This is a genomic window from Nostoc sp. LEGE 06077 (assembly GCF_015207705.1).
Classification (GTDB): domain Bacteria; phylum Cyanobacteriota; class Cyanobacteriia; order Cyanobacteriales; family Nostocaceae; genus Nostoc_B.
Window position 1 is genome coordinate 180,026 of sequence record NZ_JADEWI010000006.1, and the last position, 21,516, is coordinate 201,541.

At 40.8% G+C, this 21,516-nt stretch carries 15 protein-coding genes; 11 read left to right on the top strand and 4 right to left on the bottom strand.

Annotated features, from left to right (window positions below):
* Positions 1-277 precede the first annotated feature (277 nt).
* Together IQ244_RS32385 and IQ244_RS06750 are read left to right on the top strand one after the other, a co-directional pair.
* Positions 278-592, top strand: a complete 315-nt coding sequence (locus tag IQ244_RS32385; RefSeq protein WP_096560753.1) for a DUF5676 family membrane protein — start codon at positions 278-280, stop codon at positions 590-592.
* Between the two features lie 168 nt (positions 593-760).
* The gene (locus IQ244_RS06750; RefSeq protein ID WP_096560752.1) at positions 761-1,234 is read left to right on the top strand and encodes a universal stress protein; all 474 of its coding nucleotides are present in this window, start codon (positions 761-763) and stop codon (positions 1,232-1,234) included.
* Between the two features lie 22 nt (positions 1,235-1,256).
* On the opposite strand, the gene IQ244_RS06755 is transcribed toward IQ244_RS06750, so the two are convergent.
* Together IQ244_RS06755 and IQ244_RS06760 are read right to left on the bottom strand one after the other, a co-directional pair.
* Positions 1,257-2,585 (bottom strand): hypothetical protein, encoded by a 1,329-nt coding sequence (locus tag IQ244_RS06755; protein ID WP_096560751.1) that lies wholly within the window; start codon positions 2,583-2,585, stop codon positions 1,257-1,259.
* Positions 2,586-2,599: 14 nt separating this feature from the next.
* Positions 2,600-3,697, bottom strand: coding sequence for a cysteine synthase family protein (locus IQ244_RS06760; protein ID WP_096560919.1), 1,098 nt, complete (start codon positions 3,695-3,697; stop codon positions 2,600-2,602).
* An 808-nt stretch (positions 3,698-4,505) separates the two neighbouring features.
* Here IQ244_RS06760 and rppA point away from each other — a divergent pair.
* From rppA to IQ244_RS06775, 3 genes are all read left to right on the top strand, one after another.
* A complete protein-coding gene (gene rppA / locus IQ244_RS06765; protein WP_096560918.1) occupies positions 4,506-5,258 on the top strand; it encodes a two-component system response regulator RppA in 753 nt (250 codons plus the stop codon).
* Entirely contained in the window at positions 5,245-6,636 is a 1,392-nt protein-coding gene (gene rppB / locus IQ244_RS06770; protein ID WP_096560917.1) for a two-component system sensor histidine kinase RppB, read from the top strand. The genes rppA and rppB overlap by 14 nt, the downstream gene beginning before the upstream one ends.
* 343 nt (positions 6,637-6,979) lie before the next feature.
* Positions 6,980-8,371 (top strand): MFS transporter, encoded by a 1,392-nt coding sequence (locus tag IQ244_RS06775; RefSeq protein WP_096560916.1) that lies wholly within the window; start codon positions 6,980-6,982, stop codon positions 8,369-8,371.
* A 52-nt stretch (positions 8,372-8,423) separates the two neighbouring features.
* On the opposite strand, the gene IQ244_RS33175 is transcribed toward IQ244_RS06775, so the two are convergent.
* Positions 8,424-9,686: a mechanosensitive ion channel family protein gene (locus IQ244_RS33175; protein WP_322746028.1), complete on the bottom strand. Its 1,263-nt coding sequence runs from the start codon at positions 9,684-9,686 to the stop codon at positions 8,424-8,426.
* Between the two features lie 551 nt (positions 9,687-10,237).
* On the opposite strand from IQ244_RS33175, the gene IQ244_RS06790 reads away from it, so the two are divergent.
* The 3 genes from IQ244_RS06790 (at position 10,238) to IQ244_RS33360 (ending at position 12,458) form a co-directional block, all read left to right on the top strand.
* A complete protein-coding gene (locus tag IQ244_RS06790; protein WP_096560915.1) occupies positions 10,238-11,437 on the top strand; it encodes an MFS transporter in 1,200 nt (399 codons plus the stop codon).
* A gap of 323 nt (positions 11,438-11,760) precedes the next feature.
* A complete protein-coding gene (locus IQ244_RS33355) occupies positions 11,761-12,174 on the top strand; it encodes a hypothetical protein (RefSeq protein WP_228058775.1) in 414 nt (137 codons plus the stop codon).
* Positions 12,171-12,458: a phosphatase PAP2 family protein gene (locus tag IQ244_RS33360; RefSeq protein WP_228058776.1), complete on the top strand. Its 288-nt coding sequence runs from the start codon at positions 12,171-12,173 to the stop codon at positions 12,456-12,458. Before IQ244_RS33355 ends, IQ244_RS33360 begins: the two co-directional genes overlap by 4 nt.
* Positions 12,459-12,515: 57 nt before the next feature.
* On the opposite strand, the gene IQ244_RS06800 is transcribed toward IQ244_RS33360, so the two are convergent.
* On the bottom strand, positions 12,516-15,050 hold the full coding sequence (locus IQ244_RS06800; protein ID WP_096560914.1) for a heavy metal translocating P-type ATPase: 2,535 nt from the start codon (positions 15,048-15,050) through the stop codon (positions 12,516-12,518).
* 122 nt (positions 15,051-15,172) lie between these two features.
* Between IQ244_RS06800 and IQ244_RS06805 the strand changes: the two genes are divergently transcribed.
* From IQ244_RS06805 to IQ244_RS06815, 3 genes are all read left to right on the top strand, one after another.
* Complete coding sequence (locus tag IQ244_RS06805; protein WP_017307573.1) at positions 15,173-15,565, top strand: ArsR/SmtB family transcription factor; 393 nt, start codon at positions 15,173-15,175, stop codon at positions 15,563-15,565.
* 648 nt (positions 15,566-16,213) lie between these two features.
* On the top strand, positions 16,214-17,893 hold the full coding sequence (locus IQ244_RS06810) for an efflux RND transporter periplasmic adaptor subunit (protein WP_193891084.1): 1,680 nt from the start codon (positions 16,214-16,216) through the stop codon (positions 17,891-17,893).
* A gap of 280 nt (positions 17,894-18,173) precedes the next feature.
* Complete coding sequence (locus tag IQ244_RS06815) at positions 18,174-21,365, top strand: efflux RND transporter permease subunit (RefSeq protein WP_096560912.1); 3,192 nt, start codon at positions 18,174-18,176, stop codon at positions 21,363-21,365.
* Positions 21,366-21,516 lie beyond the last annotated feature (151 nt).

Consider the following 21,516-nt stretch of genomic DNA (forward strand, 5'->3'; position numbering starts at 1 on the left):
TTTGATTTATAGGACTTACGCACGAGCTATGGAATAAACGAACCACAGAGGCACAGAGGACACGGAGGAATGAGGGTTTGAGAGATATAGCAGGTGACAGGTGACTCTTGACAGGTGACAGAGTTAAAAGGCTTTTACTGTCTACGTTTTATCATCTGTTGATGTCCTAACCACCTTGGCTGTTGCTATATTTTGCGTAAGTCCTGATTGATTAAAAACTTAAATTTTTTCGATTGCAATTATTCAAGCTTTCTACTCAGTTAATCAGAGGTGAATTATGCTATCGCAAAGTCATCATCGAGAAAATCAACATAATGTCAGGCACCCTATTAACAAGCTAAACACGCGTTCGCTTGCTCTTGCTACAGCTATAATCACAGCCTTAGTCTATATAGCTTGTATTCTGTTTGTAGCAATAGCACCAAAAGCAGCAATGGCTTTTTTTAGCTATGTCCTGCACATGGACTTAAGCAATATTACTAGGGTTATTACCTGGGGAAGCTTTATTGTTGGCCTTCTATTTTGGACTGTAGGAACAGCTTTATATGCTGCCTTGGTAACTCGGCTATACAACAGTTTTATATCCAGGTAACAAATTCAAAATGTAGAAAAAACTTGTGAAATTGTTAGTGGTGCGCTACAGCTTTAGTAGCGCACTTATGAAATTTAGAAAGTTAGAGTAACTGTATAAACAAGAGATACCAAAAGCAAATTTAATTATCTAAATTAGGTTTACTTAACGAAAGCTAAGGAGTTTTTTATGTTTCAAAAAGTTTTAGTGGCAATAGATTGTTCTAAAGTTAGCAAACGTGTTTTTGAAAAAGCACTTTCTCTAGCAAAGCTCACCAAGGCTAACTTGATGATATTTAATGTTGTATGTCCTGAAGAAGATGGATATTTAGATAAATCTGAACTGTTAAATTACTATAATTCAGATAAATACAGCGAGTCCGTAAAATATAGCCAAAAAATGTTAGATAAATTCTCCCAGCCAAAGTTAGAAATGCTGCATTTATATACAGAAGAAGCAACAGCAGCAGGTGTAGAAGTAGAATACAAACAACACGTTGGTCAACCTGGCGAAACCATTTGTGAATTTGCGCGAAATTGGCAAGCCGACTTAATTGTAATGGGACGGCGGCATTGGCTTTCAGGTATGGAAGAATTTGTTTTGGGTCGTGTTAGCAATTATGTACTTCATCATACTTTTTGTTGCGTATTCATAGTGGCATAATAGCTAGTCATAATTGATCTGATTATTTCCTTTTAAGGGCGAAGAAAAGCACGATTATTTCACTAATTACACCCGCAAGCATTCCATAGGCTGCTGAAGTAGCTCCGCTATGTTTGGTAAAAATCAAACTTCCACATACTACTAAAGTAAAGGTCGCAGCAACTACTGTTGCCAAGTTGATGAACCAGTTCTTACCCTTGTGAATAAGTAGCCCCTGAAAAGTATTTTGCAGAGCCAGGAGCAGGGGGAAACATGAGAGTATTTGTATAACTGGACGAGATGCTTCTACAAGAGAGGGATTATTTCCCAAAAACTGACCCAGTAAAAATAATCCTTGGTCTGTATACCCCAGCCAAAACGGTATCAAAGTAAAACTCAGCCCGACAATAATTACAAAAGCAGCAAGTGTTCGCTTGGAAGTTTCTTCATAAGCAGAAATTACCACTTGTTGAATCATGCGTGTACCGTTAGCGATCGCCAGCACAAGTCCCCAGGCCGCAGGCCAAACGGCAAGTGCTAAACTACCATCGAATGCGCGAGCAATCAGACTCAAAAGTATGGCTCTTGCGCCCCATACTAAAAGCATGGTAGAGGCTAAAGGAAGATAGTAAAAGCTGACTCCTGACAAAGTTTGAGGCAGTTTCTTAGTCTCAAAATATCCTTGTTGGTTAAGAATAGAAATAGCACCAAGACGCATACAAAACCATGTAACCAGTACCGCCTCAATGAGTATGGCTCCCATCATGGTGATACCTGCTAAAAATGCGCCATCTAACCGTAAACTTACTCCCACTGCCAGCGACACAATTACCCAAGTCAATCGCGCTACACTTGCCCAACCCACAGCTATGCTCTTCTGGGCGCGAATTAGCAACCCTTGAAAGAATCGCCGCCAAGCAATCACGAAAGGCCACAGAAACATCAATAAAAAAGCAGTTCTTCCTCTAGCGGCAATTGATGAGCTAACGCCGAATACATCAAGCAATAGCCAGTTATACAAGGGTTCCCAGGTGAGTAACAGAAAGATACCACTTAGAGACAATCCCGCAATCATCGTAAACTGCCAAAGTGCGCGTCGAGATTTGGCTTGGCCTCCCAGTGCGGTTGAGGCATGAAGAATCATGATGATCGGGCTTTCCAGAAATACGGCAACTCCTTTGACTACCCCGACTCCAGCTAATGTCTCTTGTGGATAGGCTAGGCGACTGAGTGCAGATGTCTGAAGCGGATCGCCGAGAGTCATGGCAACATCAGATAGAGAAAGTGGAATAAACTGTGTCAGTAGTGCTAGGAGCGATCGCCCTGAAGTTATTTGATTACTTTCTTGTTTGGGCTGGGGTGAGGTGTTCATGATATTTTTCAGCACTACTTAAAATAAACGGGAGTTAATGAGGAGATAGCATCCTCAATAAGTTTCCCTTGTTTGAGGGTAAATCCATGATGGTCGAGCCAATCGGCATCATACACTGTCTCAAGATATCTGTCCCCTCGGTCTGGATTGATCATCAGAATCCGCGCACCCTCACCCAGTTCATGCGCCAGATGCAAGCCACCTGCTACAATTGCGCCTGTTGATGCACCTAGAAGCAATCCCTCACGGCGTGCCAGGATGTGACACACTGAGTAAGCTAAATCTTCTGGTACTACGTAAGCGCGATCAAGCAGGGAAAGATCCAGATTTGGGGGAAAGAAAGATAACCCAATACCCGTCATCTTGTACGGTTTTGCTGGCGTTCCCATAATTACTGAACCCACCACATCAACGCCAACAATGCGTATGTTTGGGAATCGCGGTTTCAGATAACGAGCTATGCCCATGATCTGTCCCGCAGTGCTAACACCAACTACCACAGCATCCAGATCAGAAGAAAAGTGAGCTTCAATCTCACGGGCAGTATAGTACGAATGTGCCTCCGTATTCAAAGGATTAAGATGCTGACATGGATACCAAGCATTAGGTATGCTTGCAGCCAACTCCTTTGCTTTTTTCATTCTTGCCTTCTGCATTGAGCCTGATTCGTCTGCTTCATGAAGTGGTACATCCACAAGTTCTGCACCGTATGCTTTCAACATTCGTCTAAAAGGTGGAGGAGTTTTCGCATCGACGACAATCATCACTCGATAACCGCGAACTGCTCCTACCATCGCTAGCCCAACGCCGAAATTTCCTGAGCTTGACTCGATAATCGTACCACCAGGTACAAGCAGCCCTTCTTCCTCCGCACGCGTCACGAGGTAGACTGCATTTTTTTCTTTAATTGAACCCCCAGGATTACAACTTTCCAATTTCAAGAAGCATTCTGAGATAGCACATATAGGAGAAATATTCTTGAGTTTTACAATTGGAACATTTCCTATAGCCTGGGTAACATCAGCAGCCGTAGTATTTTTCCATTTACTATGGTTGTTCCACTGAGAGTTGAAAATGCTTTCAAAGGATGAAGATTTTGCCAGATAATTCATATTAAGTACCCAAAAATTCAAAAATTAGTACAAATTCTCATAGCTACATGAACTTGCTCATTGGGGTTGATTTTATTGGAACATCGTTACTAGATTGCTTTCTTGAAAATAAAAAAATTAACAACTATTGCCCGTATAGTTAATTACCTCTTAAATCTGCTTCAATTTACTCAAAAATAGATAGCAATTAAGTTTGAATCGGTGACTAACTTAGTAAGTATTTCAGTTACGCCCATAAAAATATTGACACCCATCACGAACTCGACATATTTTTATGTTGAAGGAGAAATATGAAATCAAGATGAAATTTTTTATTTAATATTTAAATTTTCCCAAAATCAGTAGTGATAATTTATTTATGTTAATTAATTAACTTGAGCAGAACGCAAAGTATCAACAAAAAAGAGATATTGGATACGTATTAATTACAATCCTATATAATATGTATTACATAATCTATAGCTTTACTTAGAAAAAACAAATGTATTTGCACATTAAATAACGATAATTATAAATTTTATGAAATCTATTTAATTACTCTAAATTTCATCTTAATTTCATATCGATATGTCAAAATTATTATTGACTCAATAAACATCTTGTAAAACTTAGTTTCTATAACTCCTCAAACTAAGCTCACACCATACCTTAGCGAGTTGTTTACTGAGTCTTTTCTATTTAGTGATGTATAGACAAGATACTAGCCTACTATCAGGTTTTGTATAGCCTAATCCTAATTTTTAAGAATTTCATCCTAATTTCATAAATTTCTGCAACCCTATTAATAGGGGTATCCCTATGGCGAACTATGCTAGAATCACAGACTTACAAAGAACTTTTAACTACCCAATTTGATATGAGGGTGCTACTAGTCGAAGATGAGCCAGATTTGGGGGCAGCTATTAAGCGTACTTTAAATCAACAAAAGTACCTAGTTGACTGGGTTATGGATGGTAATGACGCATGGGCTTACTTAGAAAATAGTTCGGCGCAATATACAGTAGCGATTCTTGATTGGATGCTTCCAGGAATTAGTGGTTTAGAATTGTGTAAAAGACTGCGTTATAAAGGTAATCCTCTTCCTATCCTGATGCTAACTGCTAAAGATAGAATGGAAGATAAAGTTGCCGGACTAGATGCAGGTGCCGATGACTATTTAGTAAAACCCTTCGGCATGGTGGAACTTCTAGCACGGTTGCGGGCTTTGCAGCGTCGTTCCCCCCATTTTCAACCCCAACAATTAACTGTTGGTAACTTGACTCTAGACTATGGCAACAGTACAGTTGTTAGACAAAATACAACAGGTGAACAGCAAAGTATTCCATTAACTAATAAAGAATTCCAACTATTGGAATATTTCATGAACCATCCTAACCAGATTGTTACGACTGAGCAAATTCGTAATCAAATTTGGGAAGTTAATGCGGAATCTAGTAGTAATGTAGTGGCAGCGCAAATACGTTTGTTACGTCGTAAACTCACAAGTAACGACTGTCCTAACCCAATTGAAACTTTGCACGGTATGGGGTATCGTCTTAATTTCTCAGATGAATCAAAATAAACTGTTTCGGCTCACCCGCGTTCGTCTAGCTCTGTATTACGCTATTGTTATGGGTTTGATTTTAAGCCTATGTGCCTTTAGCTTTTACAGGTCTGTGTTTCATGCTCATGTGGTAGCTTTAGACAGTGAAATTGAGACTGTAGCTGGGACACTGCACGACAGTATTGAACTAAAACTTCAGTCACCTGGACGTTTGGAACCATTAGTAAATCAGTTATTTCCAAATACAGGTAACTGTAGAATTGGGGCTAGTAATTGTATTCAAGAACAGCCGCATCCTAAACGTCATCTTCTGGGTATTGTTACTAAAACTAGCTACTATATACGTTTTTTTGATACTTCAGGCAAATTAATTGCTAATGCTGGTTATTATCCAGAGGGATTACCTAATATTTTCAATCCAAAAACTTGGCAATTTCTCAAAGATAGCAAAGGCAACGAATACCATCAAATTACTCTATCTCTGCATACCCAAAATTATCAAGATTGGGGATATATGCAAGTAGGGCGAAGTCTAGAAGAGTTTAATCATTATTTGGATAGCGTAAAGCTAATTTTGATATTAGGGCTGCCGATGGCTATGGTTATGATTGCAGGTGCCAGTTGGTGGTTGTCAGGATTAGCGATGCAGCCAATTTATCAGTCATATCGACAAATTCAACAGTTTACAGCCGATGCTGCACATGAATTACGAACGCCTTTAGCTGCGACAAGTGCAACTGTAGAATCAGCACTTTTAATATCAGAAATAGATGAACAAGAAACACGAGATATATTGCAAACTATACAGCGTCAAAATCAGAGGCTAACAACTTTAGTCGTTGACTTATTGATGCTAGCACGTTTAGATAGACAAGCTCAAAAGTTACAGCACGAAGTTTGTTGTTTAAATGATATTGTTAGCGATTTAATTGAAGAATTTGAAGCGATGGCAACTACCGCAGGAGTAAAGTTGACATCATCAATCCGAGTTAAGCAAAATATGAATGTTATAGGGAATTCCGATCAGCTTTATCGATTGGTTTCTAACTTAATTGTCAATGCAATTCAATATACACTCAAAGGAGGCGAAGTCACAGTTATCTTAGAAAGCAATGATAATTATGCTGTAATTAAAGTTCAAGATACAGGTATTGGTATCCCACAACATGAACTGAGGCGAGTTTTTGATCGTTTTTATCGGGTAAGTAGCGATCGCTCTCGTAACACTGGTGGTTCTGGATTAGGATTAGCCATTGCTCAAGCAATTGTTCAGGCACACCACGGTAGTATAGACGTGCAAAGTGAGTTAGGTAAAGGCAGTACCTTTACTATTAAGTTACCCTTCAAAGTTCTGCGATTGGGCGTAGTCCAACGCCTGGATGCGGAGTGGGAATAATCCCCAAAATTGGATATGTCACTGTAAGGATAAAGTGACTGTTTTTTAACTATAAAGTGACCGCTCAACAGAATCTGTGACTGAAGCGTATTTGAAAGATTGAATGCGTAAGCGTTGCCTAACGAAGTTATCACTTGTAAATTATGACCAAAGTAGGGCAATGTAAAAATAAGCATTCCGGGTTTTAAGAGCGGCCACCTTATCCTTTAATTCCGTCCACATTATCTCTTAAGTGAAAATGGTCTTGTCAAGGCTATGTTCCAGCTTTGATAAATATGCCCCCTCCCCCTATTAGTGTTAAAATCTTACTATAAAAGACTTTTATAACTATGCCCCTTGGTAAATGAATACCTTGATATTTTTCCGCAGCTTGAAAAATCCGGTATTTGCAAGGCTGTACGCTGCTCAGACTACTAGTTTATTGGGTGATGCACTTACTTGGGTGGGTTTAGCCCTTCTTGCCTTTGATTTAGCTGGAAAGAATGCGGGGGTTGTGCTTTCAGTAGCTCTAACTCTGCGTGTAACTGCTTTTGTATTGCTGTCTCCTCTTGCAGGTGCGATCGCAGACCGCTTCGACCGCAAGAAAATCATGGTCGTAACTCACATATTCAGAATGTTAATTGTGAGTATGTTGCCTTTTGTGACGCAAATTTGGCAAGTTTACGTATTGATATTTGCGCTTAATGTTTTTAATGCTTTTTTTACTCCAACTTACCAAGCCACAATTCCATTAGTTACGGGTGAGAATGACTATGCAGGGGCGATTGCACTTTCGTCCGCTACTTACCAATTGCTTGGTGTACTTGGCCCTGGTATCGCTGGAAGTGTCGCCGCCTTCATTGGTGCAAGACAAGTCTTCTTTTTGGATGCTCTCAGCTTTGCGATCGCGGCAATCTTAATCTTCACCCTACCAGGTCAGCTCGTAGTTGCACAAAATCAGCAGCCTTCCAGAACAACACGCCGAACATGGGGAGACATTCAAGACGGTACAACTCGCCTGCTTACAGATGCACCTATTCGTTACGCACTAGCAATGCAGTTGGTCGCATCAATTGCCGGAGCGCAAATCTTAGTCAATACTGTTGGCTATGTCCAAGGTACACTTAAGTTTGGAGAAGTGCAGTACGGCTGGGTGATGGCAGCTTTTGGGATTGGTGCAACTCTGTGTGCAGTTATTTATGGTACGTTCAATAGAAGTTTGTCGCGTACAACGTTTGTTTTGATTGGTGCAACTTTGATCACCTTGGCTTTATTACCTGCCAACTACGCAAATTTAACAGTATTGATGGTCTTATGGTTGGTAGCGGGTGCGGGGCAAAATTTAGTCAACTTACCTACTCAGACATTAATTGCAGACCGTATCCCCACTGCTATACAAGGGCGAGTTTATGGCGCACACTTTGCCTGGAGTCATCTTTGGTGGGCAATCTCCTACCCTCTTGCGGGTTGGTTAGGAAGTCACTTTGCTGAACGTGAGTTTATTTATGGTAGTTTAGTAGGCTTGATGCTGCTAGTGATAGTGCAAATTACCCTCTCGCCTCATCCACATGAACACGAACATCTACACTATGTTACTGTGCATAAACATAAACACATCCACGATGAATACCATCAGCATGACCACGATGAGGGGATAGTTATAGCTGAACCTCACAACCATCTTCACGAACACACGAGGATTCTTTATCACACTCACCCTCACACTAGGGACATTCACCACCGCCATAGTCATTAAACTGCTGTTGACAATATTTTGAGTAGATATTGGTAAAAATTTATTCACAGGGTTAAGATGAAGTGCTGTCACTATCTTTTAGACCGAATGCTGCTTGCCACTTTTGGGGATGAAGCGGCACTAAAATTCTGACATCGGGGTCTGGTAATCCAATATTCGCTTTTTTCAACGCAGCAACTATCGCCTGTCTAACTGCTGATGTCGTAGCCACAAAATCAGAACGCCGCGAATCTGTCCAAAAGCGTGTTTCAACTACAACGTCATCTTGTCCTAACTCTCTTATCCGCACAGAAACCCCCGGCTCATCAAGTACCTCTTGTGTTGCCTGGGCTGCATTTTTTAATACAGTAACTACTTGTTGCAGGTCGCTATCGTAACCAATGAATAGTTCGACACTGCTACGGCGGATAGGTGCAGCTGTGTTGTTAATGATCCGAGAAGTAAACACTTCAGCATTAGGAATCAGTACCACACGACCATCGTAGGTACGAAGTTGGGTAGCACGCAATTCTATACGTTCAACGTTTCCTTCGGTTTCGCCAACAACAATTTGATCGCCCAACTCAAAAGGACGTAAGACAAGAATTAGCATACCACTAATAAAGTTGGAGATGATATCCTTAAGGGCAAATCCCAAAGCAAGGCTAGTTAATCCTAATCCAGTCGCCACAGCCTGGGGATCAAAGCCAAAAGCATCGAGGGCAACTATCAAACCAAGTGTCCAAACGGCGTAATATGCAACCTGCTTAATTAGGTTTTCAACGGTCAAATCTTCAACAATGTGGCGGAAGATAATTCGCATCAGCCAACGTATAAATGTGGCTATTGCCCAGAAAAGACCAATTACTAAAATAGCAGCGATCGCACGCGGAATAATTGTGATAGCAGATTCTATCAGTCGCCCAAAAGCAGTCTCTACTGATGCTTGTACTTCTGCTACAAATCGCCCCCAAGGCGAAAGGCGGCGTTGACTTGCTCGTTTAAGAGCAGCATCAATTGCCTGTGACCATTGGATAGCTAGCGCATCAACGGTTGTTAAATTGTCTTGAGCATCTGTTGTAGTTAGAGTAACAATTGGTACTCCCGCAGTAGTAATAACACGCTTTTGCTTATCTTGGGAAGTTTCAATCTGAGGTGGAGAAATTGCTGTTGGATTTTCTAATAACCGATTCATGCGTCGTTCGATTTGCCTTGCTCGATCTGATGCCTTGGTGTTATCCACTGCACTTACTCGGAACAATGCACGACCATCTAGACGTACTGTTACTCGTTCATCTTGCGCTCTCACAGAATTGGGTATAGTTATTGATATCACAATCACAATGGTGAGTAAAAATACTCAAATTGTGCGAGTCCGTGCTAGTTTGCTCAAGCGATTTGTGATTACTGTCCTGGTTATTAGCCTCACAATTAAATTACCCTCGCAAACGTCCACTTAGCCACAAATCAAAATTTTTGATTTGTCTATTCATAAGGTTAATAAATTACTGTTATTGCTTAAAAATAAAGCTATGAGCGATATTTGTCTTCATGCTTGCGAAAGAAACCCTGAAGCTAAAAAAGCACAATAGCTTAACGCATTGGCATATTGTATGTTTAGCAATTTTTTAACAGTGTGCGTAGGCGTAGCCCGCCAAAGGCATCGCCTTGCTATGCGGCTGCAAGAACAAACCCAACAGTTAGAACAACTGCAAGCACTACGCCAACCTTAAAAATTGCTCCAAATGGAGGTTTCTTGGAGGCGATAGAATTTCATTCCAATTTCATCGTCAAGTGTGATGATGATAAATGCAATTAACTGTGATTTGACAATTACAGCTTTCTCTTAACACCGAATTACCAGTCATCAACTCAAAGGTAACAGCAGTGACAACAAAAACTTTTCAAACTATCCCCCGTAATGTTTGGGTTTTAGGATTTGTCAGCTTGTTAACTGATATTAGTTCTGAGATGATTCATTCAGTGTTGCCACTATTTCTAGTTTCGGTATTAGGGGCAGATTTGCTGACAGTTGGGTGGATTGAGGGAATTGCAGAATCAACTGCTTCTGTACTGAAAGTTTTTTCAGGAGTCTTAAGTGATTATTTAGGACAGCGTAAGAAATTAGCTGTTGTTGGTTATGGATTATCTACCTTAGTTAAACCTCTGTTCGCATTGGCAACTAGTCCTGCTTGGGTATTGATGGCTCGTTTTGGTGATCGCGTTGGTAAGGGAATTCGTGTAGCTCCCCGCGATGCAATCGTAGCAGATGTTACCGATAGCGTTAATCGTGGAGCTGCCTACGGTTTGCGGCAATCTTTAGACACCATCGGCGCATTCACTGGGCCACTAGTTGCATTCATCTTGATGTCTTTTTCAGGACAGAACTTTCGTCTAGTTTTCTGGTTAGCAGTGCTTCCCGGAATTTTAGCAGTAGCCCTTTTGGCAACTGGCGTGCGCGAACCTGACAATAGAAATAATCGAAGGCAGAATAATCCTCTACATTGGTCTGCTTTGCAAGGTTTGGGTAAAAGCTACTGGGTGCTAGTTGTGGTTGCATTACTATTTAATCTCGGTAACTCTAGCGATGCTTTTTTATTGCTGCAAGCGCAGCAAGCTGGAGTATCCGCCTCACTAGTACCACTTACTCTAGTTGTAATGAATATAGCTTACTCCCTCAGTGCCTATCCAGTAGGATTGCTATCTGACCGCATTGGTAGATTGGGGCTACTAGTGGGTGGATTTTGTGTATATGCGTTGGCATATTTAGGTTTTGCATTTGTTAATGCTCCTTGGCAGGTGTGGGGACTGTTTGGGCTGTATGGGCTGCATCAGGGGATGAGTCAGGGCATATTATTAGCACTGGTAGCAGATAGAGTTCCGTCCCATCTACGAGGTACTGCTTTTGGGTTAATTAATTTAGCTACTGGTGTAGCACTCTTACCAGCTAGTTTGTTGGGAGGTGTTTTGTGGCAAACAATCAGTCCAAAAGCAACTTTCATCACTGGAAGTATTTTCGCTTTGAGTGCGATCGCATTACTACTGGTATTTGAAAGTGGAAGATGGAAATCAGTAGGTAAAGAGTAAAAATCTTCATTGCTAGCCATCTCTTTCCAAGTTCTTGACTTTTTCTCTCTACGATAAACCTGCAAGTTTAGATAAAGTATCGTATCCAGCAGTAAGTAGGAGCAATAATGAACAAAGTTGCAAAGGTCACAAAACTCAAAAACTGTATAGTGGTAGCCCTAGTAAGGGAAGATTCAGGAGATAGATTACTAGATTACTTTAAACCAGGTGCTTAGAAGCCTAGTTTGAGCAAAATAACCCAATTTTCGATTCAAAATCGTCTTTTCAAGTTCTTGACTATTATTTTGTAAGCTATAAATCCATAACAGACTTAGACATATTCAATGATACGAAAAATTTCTACCTTTTGGTTGCGCCATATATACCCTCGTTTAGCTCCTTTAATTGCCACGATTGGTATAGTTGGACTTACTGTTTGTCTGCTGATCCTGTTTATTGTCGCCAAGCTTGCTGAAGAAGTTTTAGAGAAAGAAGCTTTTGCATTTGATACATCTTTCTTATTATGGCTACATCAATTTGCCAATCCGAGTCTTAATAATTTAATGTTATTTCTAACAAATCTCGGTAATCCAAAGACAGTAGTAGTAGTCGCAGCAATGACTTTAGGAATACTTTGGTGGCGACGTTACCGAGTAGAAACATATATTTTTGTGCTTACTTGTATAGGAGGGTTAACTCTAAATACAGGTTTAAAGTTATTTTTTCAAAACCCCGTCCGCAACTTTAGACACTTTTGATTTCTGAAAAATCTTTCAGTTTTCCTAGCGGTCATGCACTAGGTTCTATGGTATTGTATGGTTTTATTGCCTATATACTAGCTACTTATTATCCTCAATTTTCGCGGTTAATCTATGTTTTAGCGGTTATTTTAATTGTGGCAATTGGTATTAGTCGCCTATATTTAGGAGTATATTGGCCGACAGATGTAATTGCTGGGTATGGTGTTGGATTTTTGTGGTTAATGATATGTATCACGGTGCTGAAACTACAGAAATTCAGGCAAGGAAAATTACTAGAGTAAAACCTTTAATAACGTTCGCTAAACGTTACTAATGTCTGTAGAATATGCGTCATTTGTTTAATTTTTCAAAGTTTTGGTTTTAAACAGCCGCATTCCATTTGCAGTCACTAGCAGGGAAGTTCCTGTATCAGCTAAGACGGCGATCGCTAAACCAACAAACCCAAACGTTCCCAATAGTAAAAATAAAGCCTTAGTTACGAGAGAAAAAACCACATTCTGTTGAATCACTGATACAGTACGTCGGCTTAAATCTACTGCATAAGCAAGCTGTCTCAAGTCACTACCTACCAGCACCACATCTGCTGTCTCTAAAGCGATATCAATTCCACCCACAGCAAAACTAATATCTGCCGTAGCTAAAGCAGGTGCATCGTTAATGCCATCTCCAACCATACCTACTACTCCGTGACGACGCAACTGTTGAATTGCTTGCAGTTTATCTTCAGGTAACAGTTCTGCCTGATACTCTGTAATTCCAACTTGTTGGGCAATTTGCCTGGCCACAACAGTACGATCGCCTGTCAACATCACCAATCGCTTCAATCCAACCTGCTTCAATTGTCGCAAGGCTTCTGTCGCTTCTAAGCGGATGCCATCAGAGAGGGCGATCGCTCCTAATAACCCTTCGTTTGTCCCTACTAGCACCGGAATTTGACCGAGTTGTTCAATTTCAGTTAACAAAGATTCAGCTTCATCAGACAAGCAAATACCTTGGTCTGCAAATAACCTTCGATTACCAACCAAATACAACATCTGACTCAAGTTTGCCTGAATCCCTTTACCCGGTAATGCGGTAAAATTAAGGGGCATTTCTAACTCCAGCCCTAAATCTTGAGCCTTTGCCACAATAGCTTTTGCTAGGGGATGTTCAGACTGTTGTTCTAAGGAAGCAGCAATCTGTAATACCATGTCTGCATTCACTTTCCCCAAGTCATAAACCTGCTGCACAATGGGCAGCCCTTGTGTAATTGTGCCAGTTTTATCAAAAGCAAGGGTAGTTAGATGTCCAGCAGTTTCCAGTGCATTACCCCCTTTAAATAGAACGCCCCGCCGAGTTGCAGCACCAATAGCACTGACAATGGAAACTGGAGTAGAAATGACTAAGGCACAGGGACAAGCAATTACTAGCATGACCAGTGCGCGGTAAAGCCAGACGTTAAAAGGTTGAGCAAAAGCCAAGGGCGGAATTAGGGCGATGGCGATCGCTGCTAAAATCACTATCGGTGTGTAAACTTGTGCAAACTTATCCACCCACTGCTGCGAGGGTGCGCGGCTTTCTTGAGCTTGTTCTACCAAATTAATAATTTTGGCAACGGTTGTATCGCTAGCAGTGTGCGTAACTTTGACTTCTAAAAAACCTGTCTGATTTAAAGTGCCTGCAAAGACAGTATCCCCAACGGCTTTATCTTCTGGAATTGACTCTCCTGTAATTGGAGATTGGTCAATAGCACTGTTACCAGAAACAACCACACCATCCAACGCCACACGCCCTCCTGGTCGAATCGTCAAAACTTCACCTAGCTGAATACTTTCGACGGGAACTGTAAATTCCTGATTCCCGCGCTTAACTGTAGCAGTAGGTGGAGTCAAATCCATCAGTGAGCGAATGGCATTGCGGGTACGACCAAAGGTGAAAACTTGCAATGTTGTGCCTAAAGAGAACAAAAAGACAACCAGCCCCCCTTCAAACAAGTCTCCTAAAATCACTGCCCCAATCACCGAAATGGTCATCAGCAGATTCATATCGGCGCGGCGCAAGCGCAACTCAAATAAACCAGCCCGTGCGATCGGATAGCCAGCAATTACTATACCAATGCCATAAAAAGCTCGTGCAATCCAGATGGGTAACACTAAATACTGAGTAAGTAGACCTAAAACTAAGCCTATACCTGCAAGTATGACACTCTGTCCTCGACGATTTTCAATCCAGAATCTCCAGCTTGTTAAGTCGGATTTTTGCTTTTGTTTGGACTTGTTTATTGGCTGAGAATGCTCGTGGTTATGATCATACTCGTGGTCATGACCATAAGAATCAGTATGATGATAGGAACTTGCTTCAACACCCTCCTCAACCGTATAACCTAAATCTTTAATCCGGTCATAAATTGCTGTCTCATTTACCAATTGTGGGTCATAGGATATATGCAATCTTTCGCTGGCAAAGCTGACCGATGCTTCTTGTACGCCTATGATCTTCTGCACCCCAACCTCAATGGTTTTCGCACAACTGCCACAATCCATCCCGCTAATTTGTAGCTGTAGCGTTTGCAGAGAAACTATATCTACGTTATGGTCATGATTTTGGTGGTCATGGTCGTGTTCACCGCCACAGGAATGAGTCTGCTGATGGGATTGTGCCTGATGACTTTGCTCTATCGTATAACCCAAACCTTTAATTTGGTTATAGATACTCTTTTCACTCAATATTTCTGGATCATAAGAAACCCTAGCCTTACCAGTTGTAAAGTTTACCGTTGCTTCTGTCACACCATGTAACTGTTGCAAAGCGACTTCAATTGTCTTGGCGCAGCTTCCGCAGTCCATACCGCCAACTTGCAAAGTTTGGGTTTTGAGGGAAGGAGTTTGAGTCATAGCAGCTTTAGAATCTTAACTGCCAATATTCTAATACAACAATTGAACAACTATTCAATTGTACAATGGTTATTATTTTAGGTATTATTGAGATTGATAACCATTGCTAAGTAAAATTTGCTATGAATAAGCACAAGAAAAAGCAGGACTTAGAGTTAATTCCAAGTTCTGACACCCCTACCTGTGATACTCATCTGGTGCATCTAGATAATGTACGCTCATCTCAAGCTCAAATCTTACCGACAGATAAAGCACAACAAATGGCAGAAATTTTTGGGGTGTTAGCAGATACAAACCGTATACGCCTCCTATCAGCTTTGGCTTCTAGTGAGTTGTGTGTTTGCGATCTAGCTGCATTAACCAAAATGAGTGAATCAGCAGTTTGCCATCAGTTGCGGTTATTGAAAGCTATGCGTTTAGTCAGCTATCGTCGAGAAGGTCGGAATGTTTATTATAGTTTGGCTGACAGTCACGTTATTAACTTATATCGCTCTTTAGTGGAAAACTTAAATTAATAAAATATTGAAGTTTTAATTGATTGGCTTCTCAATTTTATTTTTAGTTTAAACTCCTTAAAATGATGTAATATTAAACTAATTTAAAAACCCGAAACTTGGATTTTATAAAGAGTTTTCTGAAATAAAATGAGTGCAAAGCACGCGGTATACGAACACGACAAAAGATAAAATTTTTCTTGATTTCTTCTTTCTATCTCATTTTCAAGATAAGGCTAATAGCTGAAATTTGATAGCTATAGCCTTCTTATTGAGAAAAATAGTCTACTTGATTTTTGCTTTAATTTATAAAACTTAAAATACATAAATAAATTTTATATTTATGCTTTGGGTATGCCTACAGCAATCCCAAAGCGTATATGTATTATATATTTTTTTTGAGGTATTTTATGGCTATGAAAGATGTAGTATTTTAAACATTAATATAGCCTAAATATCATAGTTATTCCTAACAAAAATTACAACTAAAAATTTCACCCAAATTTCATATCGATATGAAACACTGGAAAAAGACTACTATTCAAATTCCTTAAACTACTCACAAAAGCAATGTAACTAGCTAAAGAAAGCGGTAGTCCAAATTTGCACATTAAATGCCAATATCCAAAGGCGATTCTGCTTTCTCACTAACTTAGGACACAACAAGCGATGGGAATCTCTAATTTGTTTCAATGTTCTGCTCCACTGCGTTATGTTTCGTTGACAATGTTGAGTTTGTTACTACTAAATACTCCTACTACTGTTTTGGCTGGTGCTGGACACGACCATAGCGGTGCAAGTTCATTTCAGGGTGGTGGAAGCGAAGCAACTGGTTCTGTTGAAGTTGATGCAGAAACCGCAAAACTGCTAGGAGTTAAGGTCGAACCAGTGCAACGCCAACGATTAGCTGTCGGCATTAAAACTACTGGACAGATTGAAACCTTACCTAGCCAGAAAGTGGAAGTCACTACCCCAATACAAGGAGTAAAAGTAGTTGAACTGTTGGTAGAACCAGGCGCACTAGTAAAGAAAGGCCAACCCGTCGCCGTTGTAACCAGTCCAGATTTAGTGACATTGCGCGTGGAATCTCAAGACAAATTAGCACAAGGTCAGGCTGATTTACAGCAAGCTCAAGCTGACTTGAGGCTGGCTCAACAAAATTACGATCGCTATCAACAAATAGCTGCCGCAGAAATCGCCCAAGCCCAAAGCCAAGTAGCATTTGCTCAAGAAAAGTATGAGAAAGATCAAGTGTTAGCCACTGAAGGTGCTTTAGCACGTCGCAACGCTCTTGAATCTCAAACCCAACTAGCAGAAGCTAAAGCTAAACTAACCACAGCCAACAGCCGCCGCGATGTCATTGCGGCTGAAAATCAACTCAAACGCGCTCAAGCAGCAGTTAGCCTAGCAAAATCCAATATTAATCGCAGCAGTGCTATTTATGAAACTCGCCTTTCTCAACTAGGAAACCGTGCTAATGCTAAGGGACTAATAACAGTAACGGCTCCAATTTCCGGCAAAGTTGTTGATAGGGAAGTTACTATCGGTCAATCATTTCAGGACGCGGGTGGTAAATTAATGACGATCGCAGATGATAGTCGGGTTTTTGCCACAGCGAATATCTATGAAAAAGATTTAGATAAAGTGAGGACAGGTCAACAGGTAAGGATGAAGGTTGCTAGTGTACCTAATCAAACCTTTATAGGCAGGATTACACGGATTGGCTCAGTAGTCGAAGGAGAAACGCGAGTAGTACCAGTACAAGCCGAAATCAATAACGCTAGAGGGCAGCTAAAACCCGGAATGTTTGCCGAACTTGAAGTTGTAACAGACCAGACATCTACAGCTACTTTGGCAATTCCCCAGTCTGCTGTAGTAGATGCAAATAATAAGAAATTGGTCTATGTCCGAAACGGCAATGCCTTCCAATCTGTTGAAGTTGAGTTAGGACAAACCTCTGGAGATTTAATTGAGATTAAAAGTGGTTTATTCGAGGGAGATTCAGTCGTTACCCAACGTGCGCCACAACTTTATGCACAGTCATTGAAGGGTGGTAGTAAATCCAACGAAGGAGAAGAACAGGAACAAGCACATTCAGAGGATACTAAGGCTAACACCTTACCGCTACCTCTGTGGTTATTTGGAGTAGGAGGAGTGACCCTTGCTACTTTGGCTTTCCTAGCTGGTAGTTTCTGGTCTAGCCGTCGTAACCGTTCCCGTCTAATACCAATAGGTGACGGTTTTAATTATGAAACCGAGGTTTATATCGACAACCACAAACAACCAAGCTCCTCTACTCCCACCACTTCTGTTGAGAAAAATGACAAGGATACTCATTCCAATTACTAATAAAAAATTTGCGGTGCTGATTAAGAGTATGAATTTATCGGGCTACGCCCCGCTAACGCTAACACGCAGTACCGCTTTCGCGTAGCGTCCCGTAGGGAAGGCGGAACCCGCAGGGTGGTGCAGAGAGTAGGAGTTTGAAATACTTGATTTTTTATTTCATACTTCAATTCAGCAACGCCAAAAAATTAATAATGTGGAATTTGAAATTCTCTCTTATAAAGTTGTGGATTTGAAATAATTAACAACTAATAGCCAACAACAATTAACAACTAAATAGATAATGATTAGTACAGTTGCTAAATGGGTAATTTCTCGACGCTGGTTAGTAGTGATTGCGGCACTTATTTCCACAATAATCATATTATTTAATACCATCCCGCAAATGCCGTTGGATGTTTTCCCCAACTTTGCACCTCCCCAGGTCGAAATTGAAACAGAAGCTCCCGGACTCGCTCCTGAAGAAATAGAGTCTCTGGTGACATTACCAATTGAAAGCTCAATCAACGGCACCCCAGGAATCAGCGCAGTTCGTTCTTCCTCCTCAGCAGGACTTTCTGTAGTCAGAGTCGTTTTTGGCTGGGGAACAGATATCTATCAAGCCCGCCAGTTAGTACAAGAACGACTGCAACAAGTAGTAAGTAAGCTACCTGAAGGAATTGAAACACCAAGACTCGCTCCTATCAGTTCACCTATCGGCACTGTATTAAAATATGCTTTCACAGTGGAAGATGAGGGACCCAAAGGAGAAACATCCATCCAAAACCCAACATCTAAAATCGACTTGATGGAAGTACGCCGAATCGTTGATTGGCAAGTTACAAACCGCCTTTTAGCAGTTCCTGGCGTTAGTCAAGTACTAGTGTATGGCGGTGATGTACGCCAGTATCAAGTATTAGTAGATCCGAACAAACTCAGAGCTTTTAATGTATCCTTACAGCAAGTATCTGAGGCAGTACAGGGAGCAAATGTCAATGCTCCTGGTGGCTTTTTAATCAGCCCTGACAAGCAAACTCTGATTCGGGGAATTGGCCGAATTGAATCCTTGGATGATTTAAAACAATCTGTAATTGTTGCCCGTCAAGGAACGCCTGTGCGCTTGGGAGATGTTGCTGAAATTCAAATTGGCGGTGCGATTAAGATAGGCGATGGCAGCTTAAATGGCAAAGATGCTGTAGTAGTGATGGTGAATAAGCAACCTCTAGCTGATACTCCCACCGTCACCCGTGCGATTGAAGCCGCAATATCTGAGCTAAAAGCAGGTTTACCGAAAGAAATTAAAGTAAATGCAACCTTCCGTCAAGCTGATTATATTGATGCTTCAGTAGAAAATGTTAGATCAGCTTTGGTAGAAGGTAGTATCATTGCTGCACTTATCCTCATTCCTTTTTTGATGAATTGGCGGACTCTATCACTTTGCTTGTTAGATTTTGTGTTGACTTTTGTGTTCTCCTTACAAATATTATCCTGGCTAGGCTTGGGGTTAAACACTATGACTTTAGGCGGATTAGCGATCGCCATTGGGACAGCAATTGATGATGCCATTGTCTATGCAGAAAATACTTATCGCAACCTCCGCCAAAATAAACATTCTGCCAATCCGCGTCCGGTACTAGAAGTCATTTTTGAAGGCGGACAAGAAGTCCGAGAATCTCTCCTCGGTGCAACTTTAATTACTATTGTCGTCTTTTCTCCAATATTTGCCCTCGCAGGTGTAGAAGGCCGAATTTTTGGACCAATGGGAATGACTTATTTAGTGGTGGTTATGGTTTCCAGTTTAGAATCATTACTATTGAGTCCGGCTTTGTGTGCAATTTTACTTCCACACGGAAAAATGCCGTTAAAAGAACCATTAATACCCCGAATTTTCAAGCAGCTGTATTATCCTTGTTTAAATTTTGCTATCCGCAGTCCCATCATCATTATCTCTGGGGCTGTGGCGGGGATGATAGCGGCAATGGTGATTTTTCCAGCTTTGGGACGGGCTTTTTTACCAGAATTTCAAGAATCAACTTTGGTCAATACTTTAGCTCTTTATCCAGGCTCATCTTTAGAAGCTACTAACAGTGCCGCCTTTGTGCTGGAGAATAAACTCAAAGATGATCCCCGATTAAAATATGTGCAGCTACGGGCAGGACGCGCTCCTAGTGATCCAGATGCAGCACCCGTAAATCTTGGTCATCTTGATATTGGGCTGAGTGACAAAGGAATGGAAAAACGTAAAGAAACAGTAGAATGGTTGCGGGAAGAATTTAATAAAGTACCTGGTGCTGCTGCAAATATTGGTGGATTCATTTCTCACAGAATTGATGAAATATTATCTGGGGTAAGAAGTCAAATTGCTGTGAAAATATTTGGACCCGACTTAGAAGAACTGCGCCAGATTGGTCAACAAGTTGAAAGTGCAATGTCATCTGTGTCTGGGCTTGTAGATTTACAATTAGAACCGCAAGTTCCCATCGAACAAATTCAAATAAAATTTGACCGTGTTGCCGCATCACGTTATGGTTTAACAGTTGGGCAACTATCTGAACTTGTCGAAACTGCGCTCAATGGTAAAGTAGTATCGCAAGTTTTGGATAAGCAACAAAGTTTTGATTTAATTGTGTGGTTACAGCCAGAATACCGTAATAATTTACAAACAATTGAAAATTTGTTAGTTGATACCTCTTCCCAAGGTGGAAATGAAGGAGGAAATAAAATTCCTTTAGCTAACGTGGCTAAAGTTACCTATGGCACTGGCCCAAATACCATTAACAGGGAAAATGTTTCCCGTCTAATTGTAGTATCTGCTAATGCTCAGGGCAAAGATTTGCGATCGGTAGTCAATGAAATTAAAAACAAAGTCAAAGCACAAGTGCAATTGCCCTCTGGTTACTTTATTCAGTATGGCGGTCAATTTGAAGCCGAAGAAAGAGCCTCACAAAATATTTTAATTTTCAGTGCTATTTCCTTTGTAGTGATTACGGTATTAATGTATCTTTCTGTCAAATCCATTGCTTCTACAGCAATGATTATGATTAACTTGCCCATCGCTTTAGTCGGAGGTGTAATTGCTGTGGCACTAACAGGGGGCGTTGTTTCAGTCGCTTCCTTGGTAGGTTTTGTAACTTTATTTGGTGTAGCTACTCGCAACGGACTACTTTTAGTAGACAATTACACTACTAAATTTTCTAGCGGAATGTCGTTAAAAGAAATTATTATAACCGGGTCAATGGAACGACTCAATGCTATTTTGATGACATCCTTCACATCCGCTTTGGGATTAGTACCGTTAGTAATTGCAGTGGGTCCAGGTAAGGAAGTTTTACAGCCACTTTCGATAGTGGTTTTGGGTGGTTTGTTTACTTCTACAGCGTTAACTTTGTTGGTTTTACCTGCTTTGTACTCGAAGTTTGGCAAGTATTTGTTACCTAAGCAAAGCGCGGCTGTTGAGGAAAATGGTAAGGTAGCTGGGGTGGTTTTTGAGAATTAATTAGCATCACTAAGTTAAGCGCAAATGGCACAGTAATTTTGATAAAGTATAGCCAGTGAATTCTTTACTAGCTGATAATATAAGAAGTAATTTATAGGTACACATAAACTTCCAATAATAGGCATCGCTGATCCAATAAAATACTCTGTAA